Origin of the sequence: Bradyrhizobium betae (assembly GCF_008932115.1) — a bacterium.
GTDB lineage: Bacteria > Pseudomonadota > Alphaproteobacteria > Rhizobiales > Xanthobacteraceae > Bradyrhizobium > Bradyrhizobium betae.
Genome location: NZ_CP044543.1, coordinates 3,873,183 through 3,893,972, shown reverse-complemented (window position 1 = coordinate 3,893,972; position 20,790 = coordinate 3,873,183). Strand labels below are relative to the sequence as shown.

Annotated in this window: 21 protein-coding genes and 1 pseudogene; 12 read left to right on the top strand and 10 right to left on the bottom strand. The window is 64.4% G+C overall.

All coding sequences use genetic code 11. The annotated features are described in order from the left end of the window. Positions 1 to 5: 5 nt before the first annotated feature. A complete protein-coding gene (locus tag F8237_RS18575) occupies positions 6 to 611 on the bottom strand; it encodes a hypothetical protein (RefSeq protein WP_198669277.1) in 606 nt (201 codons plus the stop codon). A 125-nt stretch (positions 612 to 736) separates the two neighbouring features. Here F8237_RS18575 and F8237_RS18570 point away from each other — a divergent pair, with 125 nt between their 5' ends. The 3 genes from F8237_RS18570 to F8237_RS18560 are packed head-to-tail and all read left to right on the top strand — an operon-like array spanning position 737 to position 5,819. Continuing rightward, positions 737 to 1,915 (top strand): Fic family protein, encoded by a 1,179-nt coding sequence (locus tag F8237_RS18570; protein ID WP_116968897.1) that lies wholly within the window; start codon positions 737 to 739, stop codon positions 1,913 to 1,915. A gap of 14 nt (positions 1,916 to 1,929) precedes the next feature. Continuing rightward, on the top strand, positions 1,930 to 3,912 hold the full coding sequence (locus tag F8237_RS18565) for an ATP-dependent nuclease (protein WP_116968898.1): 1,983 nt from the start codon (positions 1,930 to 1,932) through the stop codon (positions 3,910 to 3,912). 2 nt (positions 3,913 to 3,914) lie between these two features. Beyond that, complete coding sequence (locus tag F8237_RS18560) at positions 3,915 to 5,819, top strand: UvrD-helicase domain-containing protein (RefSeq protein WP_116968899.1); 1,905 nt, start codon at positions 3,915 to 3,917, stop codon at positions 5,817 to 5,819. A 119-nt stretch (positions 5,820 to 5,938) separates the two neighbouring features. On the opposite strand, the gene F8237_RS18555 is transcribed toward F8237_RS18560, so the two are convergent. Next, on the bottom strand, positions 5,939 to 6,493 hold the full coding sequence (locus F8237_RS18555) for a putative glycolipid-binding domain-containing protein (protein WP_198669278.1): 555 nt from the start codon (positions 6,491 to 6,493) through the stop codon (positions 5,939 to 5,941). Positions 6,494 to 6,733: 240 nt separating this feature from the next. Here F8237_RS18555 and istA point away from each other — a divergent pair, with 240 nt between their 5' ends. Both istA and istB read left to right on the top strand, forming a co-directional pair. After that, a complete protein-coding gene (gene istA / locus F8237_RS18550) occupies positions 6,734 to 8,248 on the top strand; it encodes an IS21 family transposase (RefSeq protein ID WP_151646750.1) in 1,515 nt (504 codons plus the stop codon). Next, the gene (istB, locus tag F8237_RS18545; protein WP_151650599.1) at positions 8,235 to 8,963 is read left to right on the top strand and encodes an IS21-like element helper ATPase IstB; all 729 of its coding nucleotides are present in this window, start codon (positions 8,235 to 8,237) and stop codon (positions 8,961 to 8,963) included. The genes istA and istB overlap by 14 nt, the downstream gene beginning before the upstream one ends. 218 nt (positions 8,964 to 9,181) lie before the next feature. Here the strand turns inward: istB and F8237_RS18540 are convergent. The 4 genes and pseudogenes from F8237_RS18540 to F8237_RS18525 all read right to left on the bottom strand — a co-directional run. Beyond that, a pseudogene (locus F8237_RS18540) lies at positions 9,182 to 9,379 on the bottom strand (PAS domain S-box protein); the annotation flags it as partial. A 294-nt stretch (positions 9,380 to 9,673) separates the two neighbouring features. Beyond that, positions 9,674 to 9,883 carry a hypothetical protein gene (locus F8237_RS18535; protein WP_058771712.1) on the bottom strand — a complete coding sequence of 70 codons (210 nt, stop codon included), beginning with the start codon at positions 9,881 to 9,883 and terminating at the stop codon, positions 9,674 to 9,676. A 28-nt stretch (positions 9,884 to 9,911) separates the two neighbouring features. After that, positions 9,912 to 10,316, bottom strand: a complete 405-nt coding sequence (locus F8237_RS18530; RefSeq protein ID WP_116968902.1) for a response regulator — start codon at positions 10,314 to 10,316, stop codon at positions 9,912 to 9,914. Continuing rightward, positions 10,313 to 10,729, bottom strand: a complete 417-nt coding sequence (locus F8237_RS18525) for a response regulator (RefSeq protein WP_058639974.1) — start codon at positions 10,727 to 10,729, stop codon at positions 10,313 to 10,315. Before F8237_RS18525 ends, F8237_RS18530 begins: the two co-directional genes overlap by 4 nt. 149 nt (positions 10,730 to 10,878) lie before the next feature. On the opposite strand from F8237_RS18525, the gene F8237_RS18520 reads away from it, so the two are divergent. From F8237_RS18520 to F8237_RS18490, 7 genes are all read left to right on the top strand, one after another. Next, positions 10,879 to 11,307, top strand: coding sequence for a hypothetical protein (locus F8237_RS18520; RefSeq protein ID WP_137901411.1), 429 nt, complete (start codon positions 10,879 to 10,881; stop codon positions 11,305 to 11,307). Between the two features lie 182 nt (positions 11,308 to 11,489). Then, positions 11,490 to 11,894 (top strand): YkvA family protein, encoded by a 405-nt coding sequence (locus F8237_RS18515; RefSeq protein ID WP_244625930.1) that lies wholly within the window; start codon positions 11,490 to 11,492, stop codon positions 11,892 to 11,894. Between the two features lie 126 nt (positions 11,895 to 12,020). Next, positions 12,021 to 13,217 carry a DUF932 domain-containing protein gene (locus F8237_RS18510; protein ID WP_137901412.1) on the top strand — a complete coding sequence of 399 codons (1,197 nt, stop codon included), beginning with the start codon at positions 12,021 to 12,023 and terminating at the stop codon, positions 13,215 to 13,217. Between the two features lie 175 nt (positions 13,218 to 13,392). Further along, positions 13,393 to 15,564: a ParB/RepB/Spo0J family partition protein gene (locus F8237_RS18505; protein ID WP_137901413.1), complete on the top strand. Its 2,172-nt coding sequence runs from the start codon at positions 13,393 to 13,395 to the stop codon at positions 15,562 to 15,564. Positions 15,565 to 15,636: 72 nt separating this feature from the next. After that, positions 15,637 to 16,695: a DUF7146 domain-containing protein gene (locus F8237_RS18500; RefSeq protein WP_137901414.1), complete on the top strand. Its 1,059-nt coding sequence runs from the start codon at positions 15,637 to 15,639 to the stop codon at positions 16,693 to 16,695. 315 nt (positions 16,696 to 17,010) lie between these two features. Then, entirely contained in the window at positions 17,011 to 17,940 is a 930-nt protein-coding gene (locus F8237_RS18495) for a DUF2493 domain-containing protein (RefSeq protein ID WP_137901415.1), read from the top strand. A 44-nt stretch (positions 17,941 to 17,984) separates the two neighbouring features. Further along, the gene (locus tag F8237_RS18490; RefSeq protein ID WP_137901416.1) at positions 17,985 to 18,443 is read left to right on the top strand and encodes a hypothetical protein; all 459 of its coding nucleotides are present in this window, start codon (positions 17,985 to 17,987) and stop codon (positions 18,441 to 18,443) included. Positions 18,444 to 18,687: 244 nt separating this feature from the next. On the opposite strand, the gene F8237_RS18485 is transcribed toward F8237_RS18490, so the two are convergent. The 4 genes from F8237_RS18485 to F8237_RS18470 form a co-directional block, all read right to left on the bottom strand. Continuing rightward, a complete protein-coding gene (locus tag F8237_RS18485) occupies positions 18,688 to 19,038 on the bottom strand; it encodes a GFA family protein (protein ID WP_137901417.1) in 351 nt (116 codons plus the stop codon). A 204-nt stretch (positions 19,039 to 19,242) separates the two neighbouring features. Next, the gene (locus F8237_RS18480) at positions 19,243 to 19,815 is read right to left on the bottom strand and encodes a dihydrofolate reductase family protein (protein ID WP_137901418.1); all 573 of its coding nucleotides are present in this window, start codon (positions 19,813 to 19,815) and stop codon (positions 19,243 to 19,245) included. Further along, positions 19,815 to 20,330, bottom strand: coding sequence for an SRPBCC family protein (locus F8237_RS18475; protein ID WP_137901419.1), 516 nt, complete (start codon positions 20,328 to 20,330; stop codon positions 19,815 to 19,817). Before F8237_RS18475 ends, F8237_RS18480 begins: the two co-directional genes overlap by 1 nt. After that, positions 20,330 to 20,668 (bottom strand): ArsR/SmtB family transcription factor, encoded by a 339-nt coding sequence (locus F8237_RS18470; protein WP_137901420.1) that lies wholly within the window; start codon positions 20,666 to 20,668, stop codon positions 20,330 to 20,332. The genes F8237_RS18475 and F8237_RS18470 overlap by 1 nt, the downstream gene beginning before the upstream one ends. Between the last annotated feature and the right edge of the window lie 122 nt (positions 20,669 to 20,790).

Below are 20,790 nucleotides of genomic sequence, written 5' to 3'. Positions count from 1 at the left end.
CCCCATCATTCATCTGGGGGAGTATGTCCGAGTTCCACCGCCTTCCGGCGCTGTCCCGCGCTCAGCGCGCTCCAGAAGCGATGAACCCGGCGTGTCGGCATCTGTCGCAGGTCCTCGATGTGCTGGGCGCGGCGAAGCTCGACCTGAAAGAAGGAGGGGTGGTGGTCGATCCGAAACGTCCGAAGCTTCCAGAACACCACGGCGGCATATTTGGGCGTGAGCTTCTTGTTGCGCCGGTAGTAGTCGAGCGCGCCCGACAGCACCGGGTTGACCTCCTTCGTGGCGAGCTGTTCCAGCGCACGGATGCAGGACTCCAGTTGCATCCGCTGGGTAAGTTTGGCCAGATGGCGCTTTGCCTCCTCGGGCGAAAGGCGCCGGCCATTCTCCATGACGGCGACGTCGAATTGAAGTATGCAATGTGAGCCGACCCAGAGCGCTGCCTCGGTATATGGGTTGGCGATCTCGAAGTGATATCTGAGGTCCTGCTGGCCGCACAGTTCGCATGTCTCGATCGGTGTCTCGTGGTCGACCGTGTTTTCGGTGAAGGACCACTCGGCGAAGGCGGCAGGCAGCGTGTCGGCCACCGAAAGGGGCAGAATGCTGTCGCGCACGCGCTGGCTGTAGCCTCCCACTTCTCATCAGGCCTCGTTATTTAAGCTGACTTACCTTAGCCCATTTCCTATTTAAGCCAAGTGGGCATTGCTTAAATAAGGGTGGGTTGCCATAATCGGCGCACATGGTTGATCCCGAACCCAATCAGCGGCTGGGCCGCTTTGTCGAAACCCCCGTCGCCGGCGAGACGGTGCGTGCCTTCGTGCCGCCGCCGCTCCCCCCGGCGCCGCCGATCGACGTGCTCACGCTGCTGGACCGTTTGAGCCTAGCTGAACGCGCGCTGGGCCGCCTCGACGGCATAACCATGCTTTTGCCGCGCCAGGAGCTCTTCCTCTACATGTATGTGAGGAAGGAGGCCGTCCTCTCGTCCCAGATCGAGGGAACCCAATCCACCCTTACCGACCTCCTGCGCTTCGAGACCGAGGCGCAGGCCGGGCAGCCGATCGACGACATCCGCGAAGTCTCGAACTACGTCGACGCAATGATGTATGGCCTGGAGCGGCTTGAGGACTTGCCGCTGTCGCTCCGCCTGATCCGCGAAATGCACGCACGGCTTCTGCAAAGCGGGCGGGGCGGCACCAAGAGCCCGGGCGAATTCCGGCGCTCGCAGAACTGGATCGGCGGCAGCCGACCAGGCAACGCGCTTTTCGTCCCGCCTCCAACGACGGAGTTGGATGGCTGCCTCGACGCCCTTGAACGCTTCATGCACGAGGACGAGTCTCGACTGCCGGCGCTGATCAAGGCGGGCCTCCTGCACGTCCAGTTCGAGACGATCCATCCCTTCCTGGACGGCAATGGCCGTATCGGGCGTCTGCTGGTGACGCTTTACCTTTGCGTTCACGGCGTGCTGCGAAAGCCGCTGCTCTACCTGAGCCTCTATCTGAAGACCCATCGCGCCGACTATTATAGGCTGCTTCAGGAGGTGCGCGAACACGGGGCTTGGGAGGCTTGGCTGGACTTCTTCCTGACCGGCGTTGCGGATACGGCAAACCAAGCCTTCGACGCCGCGACCCGGATCGTCGAACTGTTCAAGCACGACCGCGAACGCATCACCGGCGAGAGCGAACGCCCTGGCTCCGCGCTGCGCATCCACGATCTCCTTCAGCAGAACCCCTATCTCACCGCAAACCTGCTGGTCGAGCGAACGGGCCTGTCCGCGCCCACCGTCAACGCCGCGCTTGCCGATCTTGAACGCCTCGGCATCGTCGAGGAGGTGACCGGCCGGCGGCGCGGTCGCGTCTTCGGCTATCGCCGCTATCTCGCAATCCTCAGCGAGGGCACCGATCCCCTGCCCGCAGCCTAACCCGAGAGAAAATTGTGCGTCTAGAAAGCGTCACCCTGTCCGGCTTCCGCTGCTTCGGCCCCGACCCGATCACGGTGCCGATTGCCTCGGAGATCACCGCCGTCGTTGGTCCGAACGCGGCCGGCAAGACCGCGCTCCTCCACGCCTTGTCGAAGCTGTTCGGCGTCTCGCGCGCACAACGCACCGTGCAGCGGTCGGATTTTCATGTCGGAGCTGACGAGGACATCGATGACCGTGAGCCGAAGGACCTGTTCATTGACGTGTTGATCGGACTGCCCGAGCTGGCCGACGGCACCGCCACGCCCGAAACCATCGCACCGTCATTTCGGCACATGCAGCTCGAGCGTGCAGACAAAGCACCGGTCTGTCGCTTGCGGCTCGAAGCGCGTTGGGAGGACGACGGAACCGTCGAGGGCGAGGTGTCGCAGGAGCTGTTCTGGGTCGATACGCTCGACGACAATCCCCCGGACGACAAGCGCCACCCCGTCTCTGCGGCCGATCGCGGCCTCATCCAACTCTACTACACCCCGGCCAGTCGCGATGCCGCCGCTCAGATCCGCGCCACGACCGGAGCGCTCGCCGCGCGCCTGCTGCGCGCCATTGAATGGTCATCGGACACCGAGGACGCCGTAAAGGGCGCGAGCGAAGATCTGGCCACCGCGTTTGAGGGCGAGGCAGCAATCGCGGCGATCGCAAAGGCCCTACAGACACGCTGGTCGGACCTCCATGACGATGTCGTCGACACCAAGCCTCGGCTCAGCCTCGTTAGTCGTAGGTTTGAAGAAATCGTCAGCAAAATCGCGGTCATCTTCGACCAAGGCCCCGACGGCCAAGAACGCGGCCTGGACGCGCTGAGCGACGGCCAACAATCGCTCTTCTACTTCGCGCTGGCCGCGGCCGTTTTCGACCTTGAGCGCCAGGTCGTCGCGGGCAAGGTCGAAGGCTTTCTTGACGACCAGCTGCGTATCCCCGCACTCACGCTGTTCGCGCTGGAGGAGCCGGAAAACCACCTGTCGCCGTACTTCCTTGCCCGGATCATTCGTCAGGTCCGGTCGCTCACCGACGGCGGGGGCGCCCAGGCGATCGTCACCAGCCATTCCCCGGCGGTTCTGAGCCGGGTCAACCCGCGCGAGGTTCGCTACTGCCGCAGCGACCCGAAGACGCGCGTCTCGTCCGTCAAGAAGATCAAGATGCCGACGGGCATAGACGAGGCGGCCAAGTTCGTCCGTGGCGCCATGCTCGCCTACCCGGAACTCTACTTCGCACGCTTCGTCCTTCTCGTCGAAGGGGACTCGGAGCGGATCGTCCTCCCGCGTCTCGCCGAAGCGCTCGACCTCCTGATCGATCCTGCCTTCGTCGCGATCGTGCCGCTGGGCGGGCGCCATGTGCAGCATTTCTGGCGGTTGCTGACGCACCTTGGCATTCCACACGCGACTCTGCTCGATCTCGACCTCGGCCGTAGCGGCGGCGGCTTCGGCCGGGTGAAGACCGCGATCGAGAAACTTATCGAATTCGGCGTGCCGAAGGCTAACCTGCTCAAGATCGAAGGCGGCATGTTATCGGACGCCGATTTCGCCAAGATGCACACGTGGCAGGATGCCGATGACCGCAAGCTGCTCAAGGGATGGGTCGACTGCCTGAAGCCTCACGCCGTCTACTTCTCCGCGCCGCTCGACCTCGACCTGGCGATGATCGCGGCTTTTCCCGACGCCTATGAAGCAGTTATACCCAAGGGGGGCGGACCCAAGATGGCCGTCGATAAGGCAGCCGAAGTCGTCCTGGGCACAGCTGGACCAGGGCTCGCCCTCTACACCGGACCTTACAAGGACTACCCGGATCTGCTGCCCGCCTATCGCTACCACTTCATCACGAACAGCAAGCCGGCGACACATCTCGCGGCGCTCACCCACATCAAGACCAAGGCCTTGCGTGAGGACATGCCGCCGTTGCTTTCGGAACTTCTCAACCATATCGCCAAATGCCTGCGGCGAGACTGACCATGGCGGTGCTTGCGCGACGGGTTCGACCCGACGATTGGAAGCCGATCGGTGTCGACGCCCTCGAAGCGAACGCGATCAAGGTGGTCCGCTCCACCGACAACCGCTCGGTCATCGCCGGCCCCGGTGCGGGGAAGACCGAGCTCCTCGCACAGCGCGCCGCCTATCTTCTGCAGACCGGCATCGCGCCGCCGCCGCGGCGCATTCTCGCGATCAGCTTCAAGCGTGACGCCGCGACCAATCTCGCCGCCCGCGTCCGCCAGCGCTGCCATCGCAGCCACGCCGGCCGTCTCGATTCGATGACCTTCGACGCGTTCGCCAAAAGCCTGGTCGACCGGTTCGGCCAAGCGCTGCCCGAGCGATGGCGACCGCGACCCGACTATGAACTCATGTTCCCAAACGATACGGCCTTTCGGGGATTTCTGTTCCAGGATGTCGGTACGCCTCCGAAAGCCATAGGCAGCTACGCTGACCTCCAGGCGATCTCCATCAAGACATTCGAGCGCTCGCTGCTCGTAGGCTCACCGCTTCCCGTTCTGGGCTGGCCTGACCCGACAGTCGGCCAGTGGGCGGCGGATCGATTCTGGCAATCGTCGCTGCACGAGGGAAAGAAGACCTTTCTGTCGTTCCCGATGATCGGACGGCTCGCCGAACTGCTCCTGCGCGTCAATCCGATGGCGCGCGACGCCCTCCGTTTGACCTACTCGCACCTGTTCATGGACGAGTTCCAGGACACCACCCAGATCCAATACGATCTCGTGCGAACGATCTTCCTCGGAACCGATGCAGTGATCACTGCAGTGGGAGACAATAAGCAGCAGATCATGCGTTGGGCGATGGCGATGGACGATCCATTCTCCGCGTTCGACGCCGATTTCGGCGGCAAGCGCACGCCGCTCTACAACAACTATCGGTCGTCGCCCGAGCTCGTGCGCATCCAGCATGTCCTCGCGCAAGCGCTAGACGCTCGTGCGGTAGAGCCCGTTTCGAAGACGGCAACCACGATTGCAGGCGAAAGCTGCGCAATCTGGGACTTCTCGAGTCCCGAGATCGAAGCACAGCGGCTGGCCCGGTTCGTCGCCGGCGAAGTGAAGGCCCATGCGCTCGGCCCTCGCGACTTCGTCCTGCTCGTGCGCCAGAAGGCGGTCGACTATGCGGCCGTACTCGAGCCAGCCTTTCGAGCCGCGGGAATCCCGCTTCGCAACGAGGCCGGAACCGTCGGCGCCGTCATGTTGCAAGAGCTTCTCGCGGAAGAAGCATCAGAGCTGTTGGTCAAGGTTCTACGTCTTGCCATGACGAAACGCGCAGGTCGGCATTGGACCGAATGCCAGGAGGCGCTGGGGGCTTTGCGCGGGATTTCTCCCGAGGACGAAGCCGCCCAGGCAATATTCGCCCGCGAGCTCGACGCCCAAGCGACCCAGCTCAGCGCCGACCATCCCGAACCGCCAGCGTCCAAAGCCGATGCGCGGACCATCGTTGATGACGTCCTTTGCTTCGTCGGCCGTGAACGGCTGATCGCCGTTCATCCCGCCTATGCGCAGGGCGGGTGGTTTGAGAAGGTCGTTGAGGCCACCGCAGTGCATCTGCACGGGTCATCGGCCGACGCCGCAGATTGGACGGAGACCCTCGACACCTACGAAGGCCTGCATGCCATTCCGCTCATGACGATCCACAAGAGCAAGGGGCTCGAATACCATAGCGTCATCTTTGTCGGGCTTGATGACGGCGCCTGGTGGAGTTTTGCTGGCGACCAAATGGAGGCGACCGCCGGCTTCTTCGTCGCGTTCACGCGGGCCAAGCAGAGGGTGGTCTTCACCTACTGCGCCAAACGCGGGGCGCGCACCAAGATCGCCACCCTCTACGGCCTTCTCAGCAAGGCCGGCGTTCAGACCATCCAGATAGCCTGAAATCTCCGTCCAGCCCGAGGCACCGAGATTCAGGTTCAAGAATTGTGAGGCAGCTGCTTTCTGGCTCCAATTGCCCCGCCAAATCTACGCTGGGGCGCGGCGTCGCCGCCGCCGTTACGCTACTGTTCCGCCTTCCAGAGAGTAGGATAATGCCGAATGAAGCCATCCGGCGCGAGTTTGAGGAGGCCTTCGTAGCTGGCGCTCGGTGCCTCGTACCAGAAGGCAGATTCGCCACGTCGCGTGTATCGCTGGTCCAGTTCGGTCAACTCACCTGTCTCGGCATCGAGCCATGCAACAGAGATGTGAGCGGCGCAGCCTTGAGCGATCGGAACGCGACGAAGCTGTTGCAGGTTCGTCGCAGGCGTGAACCCGAGATCGAGATCAACGAGATGATCCAAGCCGTGCACGACCTCCCCGTTCAGCGTCCACTCAGTCCCCTGTCGAACGATGAGGTATTCGATAGGTCGGCGCCCAAGGAAACCCCGAACGTCTCCGCGCACCGTTTTCCAATCGGCGCCACATTCGACGCGATAGGCAATGCACGCCGGGCCTTCCTTACGGCGAAAGACGGCGGTTCCTTCGATACGCCAACCACTACCGCACTGCTCCAAACGGCACGCGTCGTGACCGAGCGTATCCAGCCGTCGCCAAAAGGCAGTTGCCACGATAGTCACGTTCGACCTCCGGATCGGATCATCATTGTGGTAAAGCGTAGATGTAGTGCTCATCTTCGCCAGCCGTGGCCCATCACCTCGACCTGATGCGAGCGGCACGGACAATTTCATGATTGGCGTGTGAATCGGCGTGGAAAATTGCCCCCCATCTCGGGGAGATCGGCGTCGAAAAATGACCCCCTATCCCTGAGGCTTTGATGGCCAGATCGGCGGCTTGTTCAGCTGCGGATCGAGACGGGGATGTTGGTAGTGGAGACGGTTGCGAAGATCCGGCGCGAGCACTTCGGGCGGGGCAAGGGCGTGAAGACGATCGCGCGGGAGCTTGGGCTGTCGCGCAACACGGTCCGGAAGGTGCTGAGATCCGGGGAGACAGCGTTCGAGTATGAGCGTTCCGAACAGCCTCATCCGAAGCTGGGCGCGTTCATCCCGAGGCTGGAGGCGATGCTCGATGCGAACGCGGCGGGCGCCCGCAAGGACCGGCTGACGCTGACGCGGATGGCCGATCTGTTGTCCCGGGAAGGCTATGAGGGTGGCTATGACGCCGTGCGCCGATATGCCGGTCGCTGGGCATCGGCGCGCCGCGGCGTGAGCTCGCCAGTCGAGGCGTTTGTGCCGCTGAGCTTTGCTCCGGGCGACGCCTACCAGTTCGACTGGAGCCACGACCAGGTCGAGATCGGGGGGCGGCCGCTGACGGTGAAGGTGGCGCATCTGCGGCTCTGCCACAGCCGTCGCTTCTACATCCGGGCCTATCCGCGCGAGACCCAGGAGATGGTCTTCGACGCGCACACCCGCGCCTTTGCACTGTTCGGCGGGGTCACGACGCGGGGGATCTACGACAACATGAAGACGGCGGTCGACGCGGTCTTCGCGGGCAAGACTCGGCGCTTCAACCGGCGCTTCGAGCAGATGTGCTCGCACTACCTGATCGAGCCGGTGGCTTGCACGCCGGCCTCGGGCTGGGAGAAGGGCCAGGTCGAGAACCAGGTGGGCTATGCCCGGGACAACATCTTCAAGCCGCGCCTGCGCTTCAAGACCCTGGAGGAGCTCAACGGCTGGCTGGAGGCCGAGTGCGAGCGCCGCGCGCGCAGCGATCGCCATCCGGAACAACGTGACCGGACGGTCTGGGAGGTCTTCGAGGCGGAGAGGCCGTTTCTGGCGCCGTTTGCCGGCCCCTTCGACGGCTTCCACCAGGTCGAGGCGGTGGCCCAGGCGACCTGCCTGATCAACTTCGATCGTAACCGCTACTCCGTGGCGGCCCGGGCCGCGCGCCGGGCGGTTCAGATCCGCGCCTATGCGGACCGGATCGTTGTGCTCTGCGACGGTGAGAAGGTGGCCGATCACCCACGCAGCCTCGGCCGCGACAGGACGGTCTATGACCCCTGGCACTACTTGCCGGTGCTGGCCCGCAAGCCAGGCGCCCTGCGCAACGGCGCGCCCTTCCGGGACTGGTCGCTGCCACCGGCCCTGACCCGATTTAGAAAGAAGCTGGGATCGGGCGACGAGGCCGACCGGCGCTTCGTGCGGGTGTTAGCCGCTGTGCTGGACGACGGGCTGGAGGCCGTCGATGAGGCGGTCCGCGAAGCCCTGGATGCTGGCGTCGCCAGTGACGAGGTGATCCTCAATATCCTGGCCCGACGACGAGAACCCCCAGGCCCCCAAGGGATCACAACATCGGAGGCCCTGAAGCTGCGTGATCCTCCGGTCGCTGACTGCGCCCGTTATGACCTACTGCGAGGCTCCCGTGCAGCGGCATGATATGATCGAGGCCTTGGGGCAGCTCGGCCTGAAGGGCATGGCTGGCGCCTTCGACGACGCGGTGACCACGGGCCTCCAGCGCAACCGGACGGCCATGGAAATCCTCGCCGATCTCCTGGCGGCGGAAACCGCCCACCGTCAGGCCGCTTCCATCCGATACCGTATGACCGCGGCCAAGCTGCCGGTGATGAAGGACCTGTCGGCCTTCCTCTTCGAAGGCTCGCCGATCAATGAGGGCCTCGTCCGATCGCTGCACGACGGCGCCTTCCTGGCCAACCGTCGCAATGTCGTGCTGGTCGGTGGGACCGGCACGGGCAAGACCCATCTGGCCATCGCCATCACCGCCAATGTTGTGCGCGCCGGCGTCCGAGGCCGCTTCTTCAATCTCGTCGACCTCGTGAACCGGCTCGAAGATGAAACCCGGCGCGGCAAGGCCGGGATGCTCGCCGCCCAACTGTCGCGGCTGGATCTCGTCGTCTTGGACGAGCTGGGCTACCTGCCGTTTGCGCAATCCGGCGGCCAGCTGCTCTTCCACCTGATCAGCAAGCTCTACGAACGGACCTCGGTGATCATCACCACCAACCTGTCCTTCGGTGAATGGCCCAGCGTCTTCGGCGACGCCAAGATGACCACGGCGTTGCTCGACCGCCTGACCCACCACTGTGACATCGTCGAAACCGGCAACGACAGCTGGCGGCTGAAGAACCGATCCTAATCCGACCGTGAGGGGTGCGCCCGTCGGCTACGCGCTGCGCTGCGCAAGGGCTCCGCGCTACGCCGCCGGGCGACTGCCAACGCCAGCGCCAGGGGGGTCAATCTTGGACGCCGATCGGGGGTCAATTTTGCAAGCCGTTTGACAATTGGCGCGAGAGCCCGTCGCTACGCGGCTCAGGGGACGGCAGTCTCGAACTGAATGTCACCGCCCAAGCTTGGGCCAAGCGCCGCCTCGGGCACATCGGCGTGGCGATCCTCTTCGGTGTAAAACCGGGAAAAGTGCTTGCCCAGGATTTCGCCCGGCGAATAGCCCTTGATCCGCTCCGCGCCTGGATTCCAGCTCGACACGCGGCCCTCGCGGTCGAGCAAGTAAATCGCGTAGTCCACAACGCTTTGGACGAGCACCTCGTAAGCAATTTTTGGGGCCGAACTTGCTTTTCATCGCACTGAAAGCTTATCGCCCAGGGAGGGCAACCCGCAACGTTCGGACCAAAAGCAGACCGACCTTCTTCCTACGCCGATACCACTGCAGCCGCGACCCTGAAACCGCCCCGCGTCCCCCACCCGCTGGTCGTCCCAGAACCTCGCATTCGCGCGCGAGGTGCTTCAATTTCCCGGACCGGGCGCTCCTCCTCCCTCGCGAAATATTCTCGCGCGCGACCGCCAGGGGAGACGCACCCGTCAATCGCACCGCCGTACCGCAGAGTCAGTTCAACAACCATGTTCAGAGATATGGCGTTCCAGCGCGAGCCGGGCGCCCTCCGATTCAACCCGCGCCTCGTCGACACGCCGTTGCAGTCGGTCGTATTCCTCCTTTGCAGACGTCGCCAACTTGCCTTGAAAAACCGTCACAGCGCGTGAAAAACTGGCCGTTTTTGCTTCGTAATCAATGACCAGGCGCGCCTTTTCTTTGCAGTCCATCGTTTGCTCTTCGCGCTCTTCGCCGACCTCAGATGTCAGACTCCGGCTTTCCGTTTCGCGCTCTCGCCGCCACTTCGCTTTTGATGCGATTGAGCAGAAGCGAGTGATCGTAGGGCTTCGACAACAGCGGGCCGTCCTCGCAGAGGTCCTGCGCCTTGGCGGCCGCCTTCTGGACGGTGCCGGCGAGAATGATCTTTGCGTCGATACCGTTCGACCGCATCCAACGCGCAAGACCGAAGCCATCGATCTTGCCGGGGCTGCTCACGTCGGCCAGCACGATGCCGATGGCAGCGCTGCCCGTGGTCAGCACCTCAACCGCTTCATCGGTATTCAGGGCTTCAACCACCTTATAGCCGCAGTCGCGCAAATATTCAGCGAGCGGCTTCCGCACGAGCACGTCGTTCTCCACCAACAGGATATGGGGACTAGTCATACCGCTTCACTGTTCGACGTGAAACCGCCCCCCGCGTCGTCCAGAATGGCACGGATTTTCTGAGCCACGTCGCCAAGTACATAGGGCTTCGTCATCAGCGGCGTTCCGTCGATCTCGCCCGGCAGCAGATGCCCAGACGTCAGGATCACCGGGATATGCGGGTAGAGAAGCCGCACCTGCTGGGAAAGGCCTATGCCATCCAGCGACCCTGGCATGCGCACATCCGAGAAGACCAGCCCTACATCGTTATGTGACCGCAGGTATTCCAGAGCTTCGTCGGCTGTACCAGCCTCGATGACATGGAAGCCACAGTCTCTCAGGTAGTCGCATATGACATACCTTACCAAAATCTCGTCTTCAACGACGAGTATCGACGTGCGTTCTTCTTCCGAGTCGGATGCAGGCTCGATCATCTCACCCCCTTTCCGACACAATGCCCAAGCTGGTCCCAGGTTCCTGGAGCGGCACGAGCCGGGCGCCGTAGCGCGCCTCGGCGCACAAAAAGGACGGACTGGCCGACGGAGCGCGTGACCGGTAGGAGTGATCAGGGTGGGGCAGGCAGATGCAGGAAACTCTCGTGCAACACCTCCGCAGCATGGGCGGAAATTTCTGCGCATCGGCAGAACGATTCGACGGGACTGACGGGGGCCGCACCGACGAGCATGTGTTCCAAAATCTCCATTGGGGATTGGAACTGTTGCTGAAGGCCTACCTTCACCATCGCGGGTGGACGGATGCGCGCTGCATCGCAGATGTCCGACACGATCTCGGCAAGGCGCTCGCCGCGTGCGAGCGGGAGGGGCTCGAGGGTATCGACCCCGAGATTCGCGCCTTCCTGCAAGCCCTCAGCCCTTTTTCGCGTGTCCATCGTGTGGCCGAGTTCGTGGAGGCGGGCGCCGCCGGCTGGACTGCGGCGGACGCGATCACGGTGAGCACCCGCCTTCGGAAAGCACTCGCCAGCGGCTTTTGGGTGGAGGGCGGCGAGGGATGAAGCCTTTCCCCGGGCCAGCCCGTGCTCTCACCGAACCCCATCTGCGGGCGGCACCCCGGAGGCCGTGCTGAAACTCCGCGTCGGAGCGAGGCACGGCGACGCGCCCTGCAAGACACGACTTTGGCGCTGTCCAACCCTACTTTGGTTCACTGGACAAAAGGGAGCCGGGTCAGGAGAGAGATTTGTCTGATGAGAGCGAAGGTATACTAACCAGAGTCAAGCGCTGGGCGCGACGGATCAAGCGGGACGTCGAGGCGCTCTGGATTGCGGCGCGTGATCCTCGCGTTCCTTGGTATGCCAAGGCGGTCTGCGCCGCGATCGCAGCGTATGCGCTTTCACCGATCGACCTGATCCCCGACTTCATCCCCGTGCTCGGTTATCTGGACGAGATCGTCCTGTTGCCGCTGGCGATCCTCCTTGCTGTGCGCCTGGTCCCACCTCAACTCATGGCCGAGTTTCGCGCGAAGGCCGACTCGCGAGCGGACCGTCCTGTCAGCTGGGTGGCAGCCGCGTCCATCGTCATCCTCTGGATCGCGGCCGCGATCCTGCTGCTCTGGCTGTTTTGGTCGAGGCCTATGACAGGCTAGAGCGCCGCGTTTTCCGCGCATCCTGCCCCGCAAGGCGCCCATAAGAGGATGAGGGCAGCGGCTATCGCCGTGACGGGTTGAGGGTCGAGAGAGAGGCTCCCGGCCGGCTCGTCATGGAGATGAGTCATGACCGAAGTTGAAGTCCTGGATACCCGCCCCGATGCGCGTGGCGGCTACAAGGTCGATGTCAGTCGAGGTGAGCGAATCGGCCGCGTGTCGTCCGAGTGGTTCAACCGACCGGCCGACGAACGCTACCTATCACTGTCCGAGCTGATGGCGTCGGTGAAAGGGCGGGCCGCGCGCAGTCGCACCCGCACCGTCGAGAGCGCCGCCGTTCGCGTCGAAGCCAGCCGCGACAATGCCGAGCGGCTCGACCTGGTGCTGCCCGGCTCCGAGGCGCCGGTCGCCCCCACGCACTGGAGCTTCGGCCAACTCGCCGCGCTGGTCGGCGCGCCGGCCGCCTATCTGCGCCAACTTCCGGCGCCGCTGGCGGGCATCAACCTACAATACGGCCTCACCTCGCACCGCGCCGAGCAGGTCAAGACTCTCGAGACCGACGATGGACGCGTCGAACTGCGCGCCGTCACCGGCCCGGACTATGGCCGCATCTTCGACCACGAGCTGGTCGCCGCGGTGCAGCGCATCGCCGGCAACGGCACCGGCGACACCCGCTGGAAGGTGCCAGGCGTGCTCGATTGGTCGACCGGCTTCTACAATCCGCGAGTGGACATCACCCAGGACACGACGACGCTCTACGCCAGCGACCGAGACGTGTTCCTCTTCCTGGTCGACGACCTCAACCCGATCGAAGCCGGGCGCCTGCCCGACGGCTCGCCTGATCTCTATTTCCGGGGCTTCTACTGCTGGAACTCGGAGGTCGGCGCGAAGACGCTCGGGATGGCCAGCTTCTATCTCCGCGCCGTTTGCCAGAACCGCAATCTCTGGGGCGTCGAAGACTTCGAGGAGATCACGATCCGGCACTCCAAATATGCCGCTTCCCGTTTCGCTCACGAGGCGGCGCCGGCGCTGACGCGCTTCGCGAACTCTTCACCGGCGCCTTTCATCAATGGCATCAAGGCCGCCCGGGCGCAGATCGTCGCCCGCACGGACGAGGACCGGACCGACTTCCTGCGCAAGCGTGGATTCGGCAAGGCCGAAACCGCCAAGATCATCGAGGCGGTGCTCGTCGAGGAGGGCCGCGCGCCGACCAGCGTCTTCGACTTCGTCCAGGGCATCACCGCTGTCGCCCGCGACAAGCCGCACCAGGACGCGCGGCTGGATCTCGAAGCCCGGGCAAAGAAGCTCCTCGACCGCGCGGCCTGACTCCTGCCGAGCCGTGGAATCGGCTTTGCCGGTTCGCGGCTCTCCGGCTCTGCGCTTTTCCTGATCCACGTTTCTGCGGCGTCGCTCTCTTCAGAGGAAGAGGGCGGCGCTGCGCTTCGTGACGGGTAGGAGGCCGAGAGAGAGGCTCCCGGCCGCCCGTCGTGGAGTGAAGACCATGGCCCAAGCGGCATCGAAGAAGATTACCCTGTCGTCCTCGCGCGACATCCCCCTCAACAAGCTCGTGCTCTCCCAGTCGAACGTCCGGCGCGTCAAGGCCGGCGTCTCGATCGAGGAGCTCGCCGAGGACATCGCCCGGCGCGGCCTGCTGCAGGGCCTGTCGGTTCGCCCCATCGTCGGCGAGGACGGGACCGAGACTGGCATCTACGAGATTCCGGCCGGCGGTCGGCGGTTCCGGGCGCTGGAGCTTTTGGTCAAGCAGAAGCGCCTCGCCAAAACTGCCCCCGTGCCCTGCGTCGTGCGCGACGACGGCATCGCCGAGGAAGACAGCCTCGCCGAGAACGTCCAGCGCGCGCCGCTGCACCCGCTCGACCAGTTCCGGGCCTTCCAGGCGCTGCGCGAGAAGGGCCAGTCCGAGGAGGATATCGCGGCGGCGTTCTTCGTGCCGGTCGCGGTCGTCAAGCAGCGGTTGAAGCTCGCTTCGGTGTCGCCGCGCCTGCTCGACGTCTATGCCGAGGACGGCATGACGCTGGACCAGCTGATGGCCTTCACCGTCTCGGGCGATCATGAGCGCCAGGAGCAGGTGTTCGAACGACTGACGCAAGGCTACGACAAGCAGCCCTACGTGATCCGGCGCATGCTGACCGAGCACGCCGTCCGCGCCTCCGACAAGCGGGCGCAGTTCGTCGGGATCGACGCCTATGTCGAGGCCGGCGGCACGGTCCTGCGCGACCTGTTCCAGGCCGACGATGGCGGCTGGCTGCAGGATGTCAGCCTGCTCGACATGATGGTGACGGAGAAGCTCCGGGAAGCAGCGGCCGAGGTAGAGGCCGAGGGCTGGAAGTGGACCGAGGTCGCGACTTCGTTCCCCTACGGCCATGTGTTCGGCCTTCGTCAGCTGCGCGGCGAGGAGGTCCCCATTACCGAGCAGGAGGAAGCCGCGCGTGCCGCGCTCCAGGCCGAGCTCGATGGACTGGAGGCCGAATACGCCGAGGCGGACGAGCTGCCCGAAGAGGTGGACGCACGCCTGGGCGAGATCGAGACCGCGCTGGAGGCCCTCGATCAGCGGCCGGTCCGGTTCGACGTCGACGAGATCGGGCGCGCCGGCGCCTTCGTGAGCATCGACGCCGGCGGCGGTCTGCGGATCGAGCGCGGGTTCGTCCGGCCGGAGGACGAGCTGCCGATCGAGCCGGAGGCGGACAGCGCCACCGGCGAACTGACCGGCGATGGCGAGGAGACGCGGACCGTCGCAGCTCAGGTCGACGACGATGGCACGGCCGTTCAGGTCGGACCCGTCGAGGAGCCGGAGGAGGATGAGGGCCTGAAGCCCATTCCCGACCGGCTGATGGCGGAACTCACCGCGCATCGCACGATCGCGCTGCGCCACGCGCTCGGCGAGAACCCGGACGTGGCGTTCCTGGCGGCGCTGCACGCGCTCTGCATCCGCGTGTTCTACCGCTACGCGCTCGACACCTGCCTGGAGCTCGACCTGAAGAGCGCCGGCTTCGCCGCTCAGGCGCCCGGGCTCGCCGATACGCCGTCGGCCCGCGCGCTCGATGTGCGGCATCAGGCCTGGGCCAACACCCTCCCGAAGGAGCCGGAAGAGCTCTGGGACGCGCTCGACGGCTTCGATGCGGACAGCCGGCAGGCGCTGTTCGCGCACTGCGTCGCGCTGTCGGTCAACGCCGTGATCGAGCCCTACAATCGCCGGCCGCGGGCGATCCTTCATGCCGACCGGCTCGCGCAGGCGGTCGATCTCGACATGGCGGGCGCCGGCTGGACCCCGACCGTGGACGGTTTCCTCGGCCGGCTCACCAAGGCGCGCATCCTCGCCGCCGTGCGCGAGGCGAAGGGCGACCGGGCCGGTGACCGCATCGAGCATATGAAGAAGGGCGACATGGCGGAGGCCGCCGCGCAGATCCTCGCGGGCTCGGGCTGGCTGCCGGAGCCGCTGCGCACGCCTGGGCGGGCGATCGGCACCGTCGCTGCGGAGACGGCCGACGCCGGCGACGCGGCAATCACGGCGCCGGCCCCGGTCGAGACCGCCGACACCGATGTCGTCGAAGAGACGGCGGAGGACGGCGGCGAAACGGCTATGGGCGAGTTCGATCCCGTCGACGATGATGAGGAAGCCGAGGCCAACGTCCCCCACGCCGTCGCGGCCGAATAACGTTCGTCAACAAACCCGTCTCCACCTCAGGCCCGCCGGCGACGGCGGGCCTTCTTTTTCTGGGGTCGCCTTATGCCGAAAACCGCATCAGACCTCGCGCAGCGTCTCGGCCGTCAGGCGGAAGCGGTCTGCCGCCATTACCTTTCCGCCGGACGCCGCGAGGGCCGCTACTGGCTGGTCGGCGACGCACGCAACACGCCCGGCCGATCGATGTTCGTCCGGCTGAAAGGCTCCGAGTCCGGCAAGGGCGCGGCCGGCAAATGGACCGACGCGGCCACGGGCGAGCATGGCGACCTGCTCGACGTGATCCGCGAAAGCTGTGGCCTCATCGATTTCAAGGACGTCACCGATGAGGCGCGGCGCTTCCTCAGCCTGCCGCATCCTGAGCCTCACCCTGATCAGCGGTCCTCGCGCCAGGCAGCCGCTCCGACCGGATCGCCGGAGGCGGCACGGCGGCTGGTCGCCATGTCGCAGCCGATCTCGGGCACTCTCGCCGAAACGTATCTCCGCAAACGCGGCATTACGGCTTTGCACGCAAGCGGGTCGCTGCGCTTCCACCCTCGCTGCTACTATCGCCCCGACGAGCATTCTCCGACCCAGACGTGGCCGGCAATGATCGCGGTCGTCACCGACCTTAACGGCAGGATCACCGGGGCGCACCGCACCTATCTCGCGCCCCCTGGCATGGATTCGAGCGCAGACGGCAAGGCGACGATCGACACGCCGAGGCGGGCGATGGGCGACCTCCTCGGACACGCCGTACGGTTCGGCGTGGCGGGCCAGGTGATGGCGGCCGGCGAAGGCATTGAGACCATGCTTTCTTTGAGGCAAGTCCTGCCCGCCATGCCCGTGGCGGCGGCGCTCTCTGCCGCGCACCTTGCCGCCCTCCTCTTCCCGGACACGCTGCGCCGGCTCTACATCGCGCGCGACGACGATCCGGCAGGCGACGGCGCGATGGCGACCTTGACCGAACGCGCGCATGCGGTCGGCATCGAGGCGATCGTGCTGTCGCCGAGCCTTGAGGACTTCAACGAAGACTTGCGCATCCTGGGCCAGGATAGCCTTCGGGCAGCCTTGCGGGTGCAGATCGCGGCGCAGGACGTCGCGCGCTTTATGCAGTTGGCGGCATAGGCCGAGAAGGGATGTGGCAGGCAATCCGCTCTCCGCCTCGCTCAGATGCTTTCCCGTGTCGGGGAGGACCGCGCCCCGGCCTTCGAGAGGGCGATCGGCCGGCAACCGGGCCGGACCGGCAATGTCTGCAGCCGACTATTTTCCGGCGCGGCCCCGTTGGGCCGCTTTCCATCGCGAAACAAAATAGCCGGCCTCCGCCATCCTCCGCTGACGCTTCGGCCCTGCGCTTCGCTGCGGGTGCAGGTCCGGTCCGCTCGCCAGCTTTCGTCGCCATGAAGGCCGCGAGGGTCGCGGTCACGACCGACGGAGCATCCCATGAGCGAGCATCACGACCACGAACCGGACCACGCCGCATCTCCCACCGACCATGTCCTCAGCGAACTTCAGCTCTATGGCTACCGTCCCTTCGCGGACGACCCCGACCCGAGGGAACTGCCCGATGGCAACCAGGTGGCAGGCGCCATCGCGGACATCTTCGACGCCCTGATCTCGACGCTCGAAGACACCCGCCTCGAGCCGGACCTCGACGACCTCCTCTGGTCGACGGTCAACCTCTTCCACCGCGCCACCCAGCGGATCGAGCGCGAACTGGACGACAACGAGCAGGCGCAGCGCCGCTCGCAGCGCGAGCAGGACGGCAGCGAGGTGAAGTCGGTCGAGTTGGAACGCCTCATTGCCGAAGGGCAGACGCTGATCGAGCGGCGCGACGCCTTCGAACTGATGCGCGACGAGGCCGCCGAGCAGTTCGAGCGCCAAACTCGCTCATCGTGGAGACCCCGCAGCGGATCGATGGTCAACCACCGCCACCTGACCTCGGCGATGATCGACAGCCGTGACTTCCTCGCGGCGAAGAAGCGGGCCGAGACGCAGGTCATGCTGCCGGCTGGCCCGAAGATCGCCTTCACCGGCGGACTGGACTTCAACGATCACCGTCTGATCTGGGCCAAGCTCGATCAGGTCCACGCCAAGCACCCCGACATGGTGCTGTTGCACGGCGGTTCGCCCAAGGGCGCCGAACGCATCGCATCCCGTTGGGCGGACCATCGCAAGGTGCCGCAGGTGGCGTTCAAGCCCGACTGGACCAGGCACGCCAAGGCCGCGCCCTTCAAGCGTAACGATCAGATGCTGGACGTGCTGCCGATCGGGGTCATGCGTTTTCCCGGCACGGGCATCCAGGACAACCTCGCCGACAAGGCGAAGAAGCTCGGCATCCCGGTTTGGCACTTCGGAGCCGGGGCGAGTTAGCCCCGGACTTCCGCAAAACCATCTATTTTTGTTAGGATTTGCCAATGTCCGACGATCCTATCATGACCGAGATCCAAGCAGCCATCACGACCTTACAAGGTGGTGCACGAGCCGAAGCGCGCCAAGCGTTCGTGGATATCTGGGATAAAATTGAGCGCGATCCAAGACCCCTCCATGAGTGCACACTGGCGCATTTCATGGCCGATGCGCAGGACAACCTGCAGGATGAGCTGGCATGGGACCAGCGAGCGCTGGCTGCAGCGCTGCGCTGCACCGACGCCGAAGCCAAAGGACATCACGACAGCCTATCTATTGCGGCTTTCATGCCGTCGTTGCACCTCAACCTCGGCGACGATTATTTGCGCCTAGGAGACAGAGCGGCTTGCCAGCGCCATCTCGCGGCAGGAATGGCCGCCACCGCAGATCTGCCCGACACCCCGTATGCGAGCATGATTCGCGGCGGCCTGGATCGTCTGGCCGAGCGTCTCAATTCGGTGCCGTAGGACCGCTCCGTTTCAGGCCGCGCACTGTTGCATTCTCCTGCGGGCTCATGACAAGGGCGAAGTCCGGCCCGTATCCAGAACAACCATCGAACCACCCATCGCCGGCCACCATCTCCCGCTTTGCTGCGCTGATCCTTGGTCCGACCGATCGATTGACGCCATCAACCAATAATATGTGGAACGGCCCGCGTAGCAAGAGCTCTCAGCATTCGACTCATCCATGGGACGGTGCGATCAGGCATATCTAAAGATTAGCACCGTCCACGTCTTGAATTACCAGGGCATCGAGATCGATCGAAGGCACGCACCGTAGGTTAATGAACGCAATATCAGCACCATCTGGACCCTTGCCATAACCAAACGCCTCACAACCACATGTCGAACAGAACCGGTGAGCAATGGCATGTTTATTGAAGAAATAATCCGTAAGCACCTCTTCTCCCTGAAGGATCATTAGACTGCCTGATGGCACAAAGGATAGCAAAAACCCCTTCCTTCGACAGTGCGAACAGTTACACCTGACCGCATTCGCTGGAAGGTCTTCGTTAACTCGGAATGCTACCTTCCCACAGTGACAGCTGCCTTCGTAAGCCATGCAGCGCCTCCATACAGCTTGCTACGTAAAGCCAGTTAACAACACGAACGCCCCCTTGGGTGCCTGCCGCGACAACCCGGCCGGGGAGCCACGTAATGGCCACTCGTCAAAGGAGCTGGCACCTAAACCATTGGTCGCAAGACTCCGATTTGCCCCTGGCGTGCATCTGATTGGAAGCAAAGGGGCCTGCGAGCTGCGTCCAACCTACCTTCTAGGCTCATAGCGCAGAGCCACGGCGCCGGAGCTCAGCTCAATCCGATCGACGAGTTTCAAGTCTATGACCTTTGAGAGGCCGGCGAACAAGCTGGGGCCACGCCCCACAATAATGGGCTGGACCACGAACTCATACTCGTCGATCAGGCCCAGCTCCGCCAACGCCATTGGGAGCCTGACGCCACCGGTGAACACCGCCTTCCCGGGTTCTTGTTTAAGCGCCTGGACGGCCTCGGCCAAATCGCCACGGACCAGCTCCGCGTTCCAATCGACCTCGCCGAGCGTGCTGGAAACGACGTACTTCTTCATCGCATCAATGGTCCGTGCGAACGGGTCCGTCCACTCGGGCATTGTCAAGGTCCGCGTCTCCAGCCGCCACGCTTCCTCCATCATCTGGTAGGTGACGCGACCAAAGAGCAGCGCATCGGCGCGGCCCATGCTCGCTATGGCATGGTGATGTGTTGCACGCAGCGCCTCCTCCAGAAGCACCGCGTCCGTAGAGCCGGCGCTATGGTCGACACAACCGTCGATCGTCACGTTGATGGAGTAGAGAAGGGGTCGCACTATGGACGTTGCTCCTTTGTTGCTCTTGCTGAGATAGCCAGGTCGAATTTTTGCAGCTGGCTGGTCAATCCAAGGATTGCGCCGCTTGTCATCTCGGGGTCCGGATGACGATCCGCCGTAAGGACCATCCGGACACGCCCGGCTTCGACGCTCATCTCGACCAGCATGTCATACGGATACGTCTCGACGCCGGGGACGAAGTCCATGTCGAAGCGGATGCGCAGTCGCCGGTGGCGCACTATCTCCACGAGCCGACCGCTCACCCGCGCGGTCTGCCGCATGTCGAGGTTTGCCAGGTAGGCGACCTGCTCGGCACCCACCGCGGTCATCACATAATCAAAGGCGCCGCCGACCCGCAGCTGAAGGGCCGTCATCTCGACGCGCATTCCCTCGGGTGCGAACCACTCCTCCAGCCCTTCTTTCGTGGTCCAAAGCGCCCAGACGTCCTCGATCGATGCGTCATAGATCCGCTCGAACCTGATGGGACCCGCGGCCCGCTCGCTGCGGTGCGCCATCACTTCTCACCCTCGGATTGCCGCGCGCTCCCCCGTCGCGCCAGAGCTGCATCGAAACGATCGAGCCGGCCCTCCCAAAGCCTGCGATAGCTTCGAACCCAGTCGTCGATCGCATGGAACGGCTCAGGTCGGAGCGAGTAGAGGCGCCTTGCCCCATCGGGCCTCATGACGACGAATCCCGCTTCCCCGAGGATTCTCAGGTGCCGCGAAACGCCGGACTGATCGATGTCCACGGCACGAACGAGGTCGCCCACCGCCTGTTCCCCGGCTGCTAGCGCTTCGACGATACGAAGCCGCGTCGGGTCGGCCAATGTCTGGAAAACGCTTTGTTGCATCATGATGCATATGTATGTCGGTGCATATCGAGCGTCAAGCCGCCTGCCCACGGCCGGGACCATGGGCGTTGGCGCCCAGCCTCAACTCCGCTTCTGACGGGGGTAACCGCAGCCCTTCGTCACGG

What these genes read in the sequence shown, in the direction of transcription:
- F8237_RS18570 (WP_116968897.1), top strand. Translation starts at nt 737, where the DNA reads ATGGTTGATCCCGAACCCAATCAGCGGCTGGGCCGCTTTGTCGAAACC.
- F8237_RS18560 (WP_116968899.1), top strand. Translation starts at nt 3,915, where the DNA reads ATGGCGGTGCTTGCGCGACGGGTTCGACCCGACGATTGGAAGCCGATC.
- istA (WP_151646750.1), top strand. Translation starts at nt 6,734, where the DNA reads ATGTTGGTAGTGGAGACGGTTGCGAAGATCCGGCGCGAGCACTTCGGG.
- F8237_RS18535 (WP_058771712.1), bottom strand. Translation starts at nt 9,883, where the DNA reads ATGGACTGCAAAGAAAAGGCGCGCCTGGTCATTGATTACGAAGCAAAA.
- F8237_RS18530 (WP_116968902.1), bottom strand. Translation starts at nt 10,316, where the DNA reads ATGACTAGTCCCCATATCCTGTTGGTGGAGAACGACGTGCTCGTGCGG.
- F8237_RS18525 (WP_058639974.1), bottom strand. Translation starts at nt 10,729, where the DNA reads ATGATCGAGCCTGCATCCGACTCGGAAGAAGAACGCACGTCGATACTC.
- F8237_RS18520 (WP_137901411.1), top strand. Translation starts at nt 10,879, where the DNA reads ATGCAGGAAACTCTCGTGCAACACCTCCGCAGCATGGGCGGAAATTTC.
- F8237_RS18510 (WP_137901412.1), top strand. Translation starts at nt 12,021, where the DNA reads ATGACCGAAGTTGAAGTCCTGGATACCCGCCCCGATGCGCGTGGCGGC.
- F8237_RS18505 (WP_137901413.1), top strand. Translation starts at nt 13,393, where the DNA reads ATGGCCCAAGCGGCATCGAAGAAGATTACCCTGTCGTCCTCGCGCGAC.
- F8237_RS18500 (WP_137901414.1), top strand. Translation starts at nt 15,637, where the DNA reads ATGCCGAAAACCGCATCAGACCTCGCGCAGCGTCTCGGCCGTCAGGCG.
- F8237_RS18495 (WP_137901415.1), top strand. Translation starts at nt 17,011, where the DNA reads ATGAGCGAGCATCACGACCACGAACCGGACCACGCCGCATCTCCCACC.
- F8237_RS18490 (WP_137901416.1), top strand. Translation starts at nt 17,985, where the DNA reads ATGTCCGACGATCCTATCATGACCGAGATCCAAGCAGCCATCACGACC.
- F8237_RS18485 (WP_137901417.1), bottom strand. Translation starts at nt 19,038, where the DNA reads ATGGCTTACGAAGGCAGCTGTCACTGTGGGAAGGTAGCATTCCGAGTT.
- F8237_RS18475 (WP_137901419.1), bottom strand. Translation starts at nt 20,330, where the DNA reads ATGGCGCACCGCAGCGAGCGGGCCGCGGGTCCCATCAGGTTCGAGCGG.
- F8237_RS18470 (WP_137901420.1), bottom strand. Translation starts at nt 20,668, where the DNA reads ATGATGCAACAAAGCGTTTTCCAGACATTGGCCGACCCGACGCGGCTT.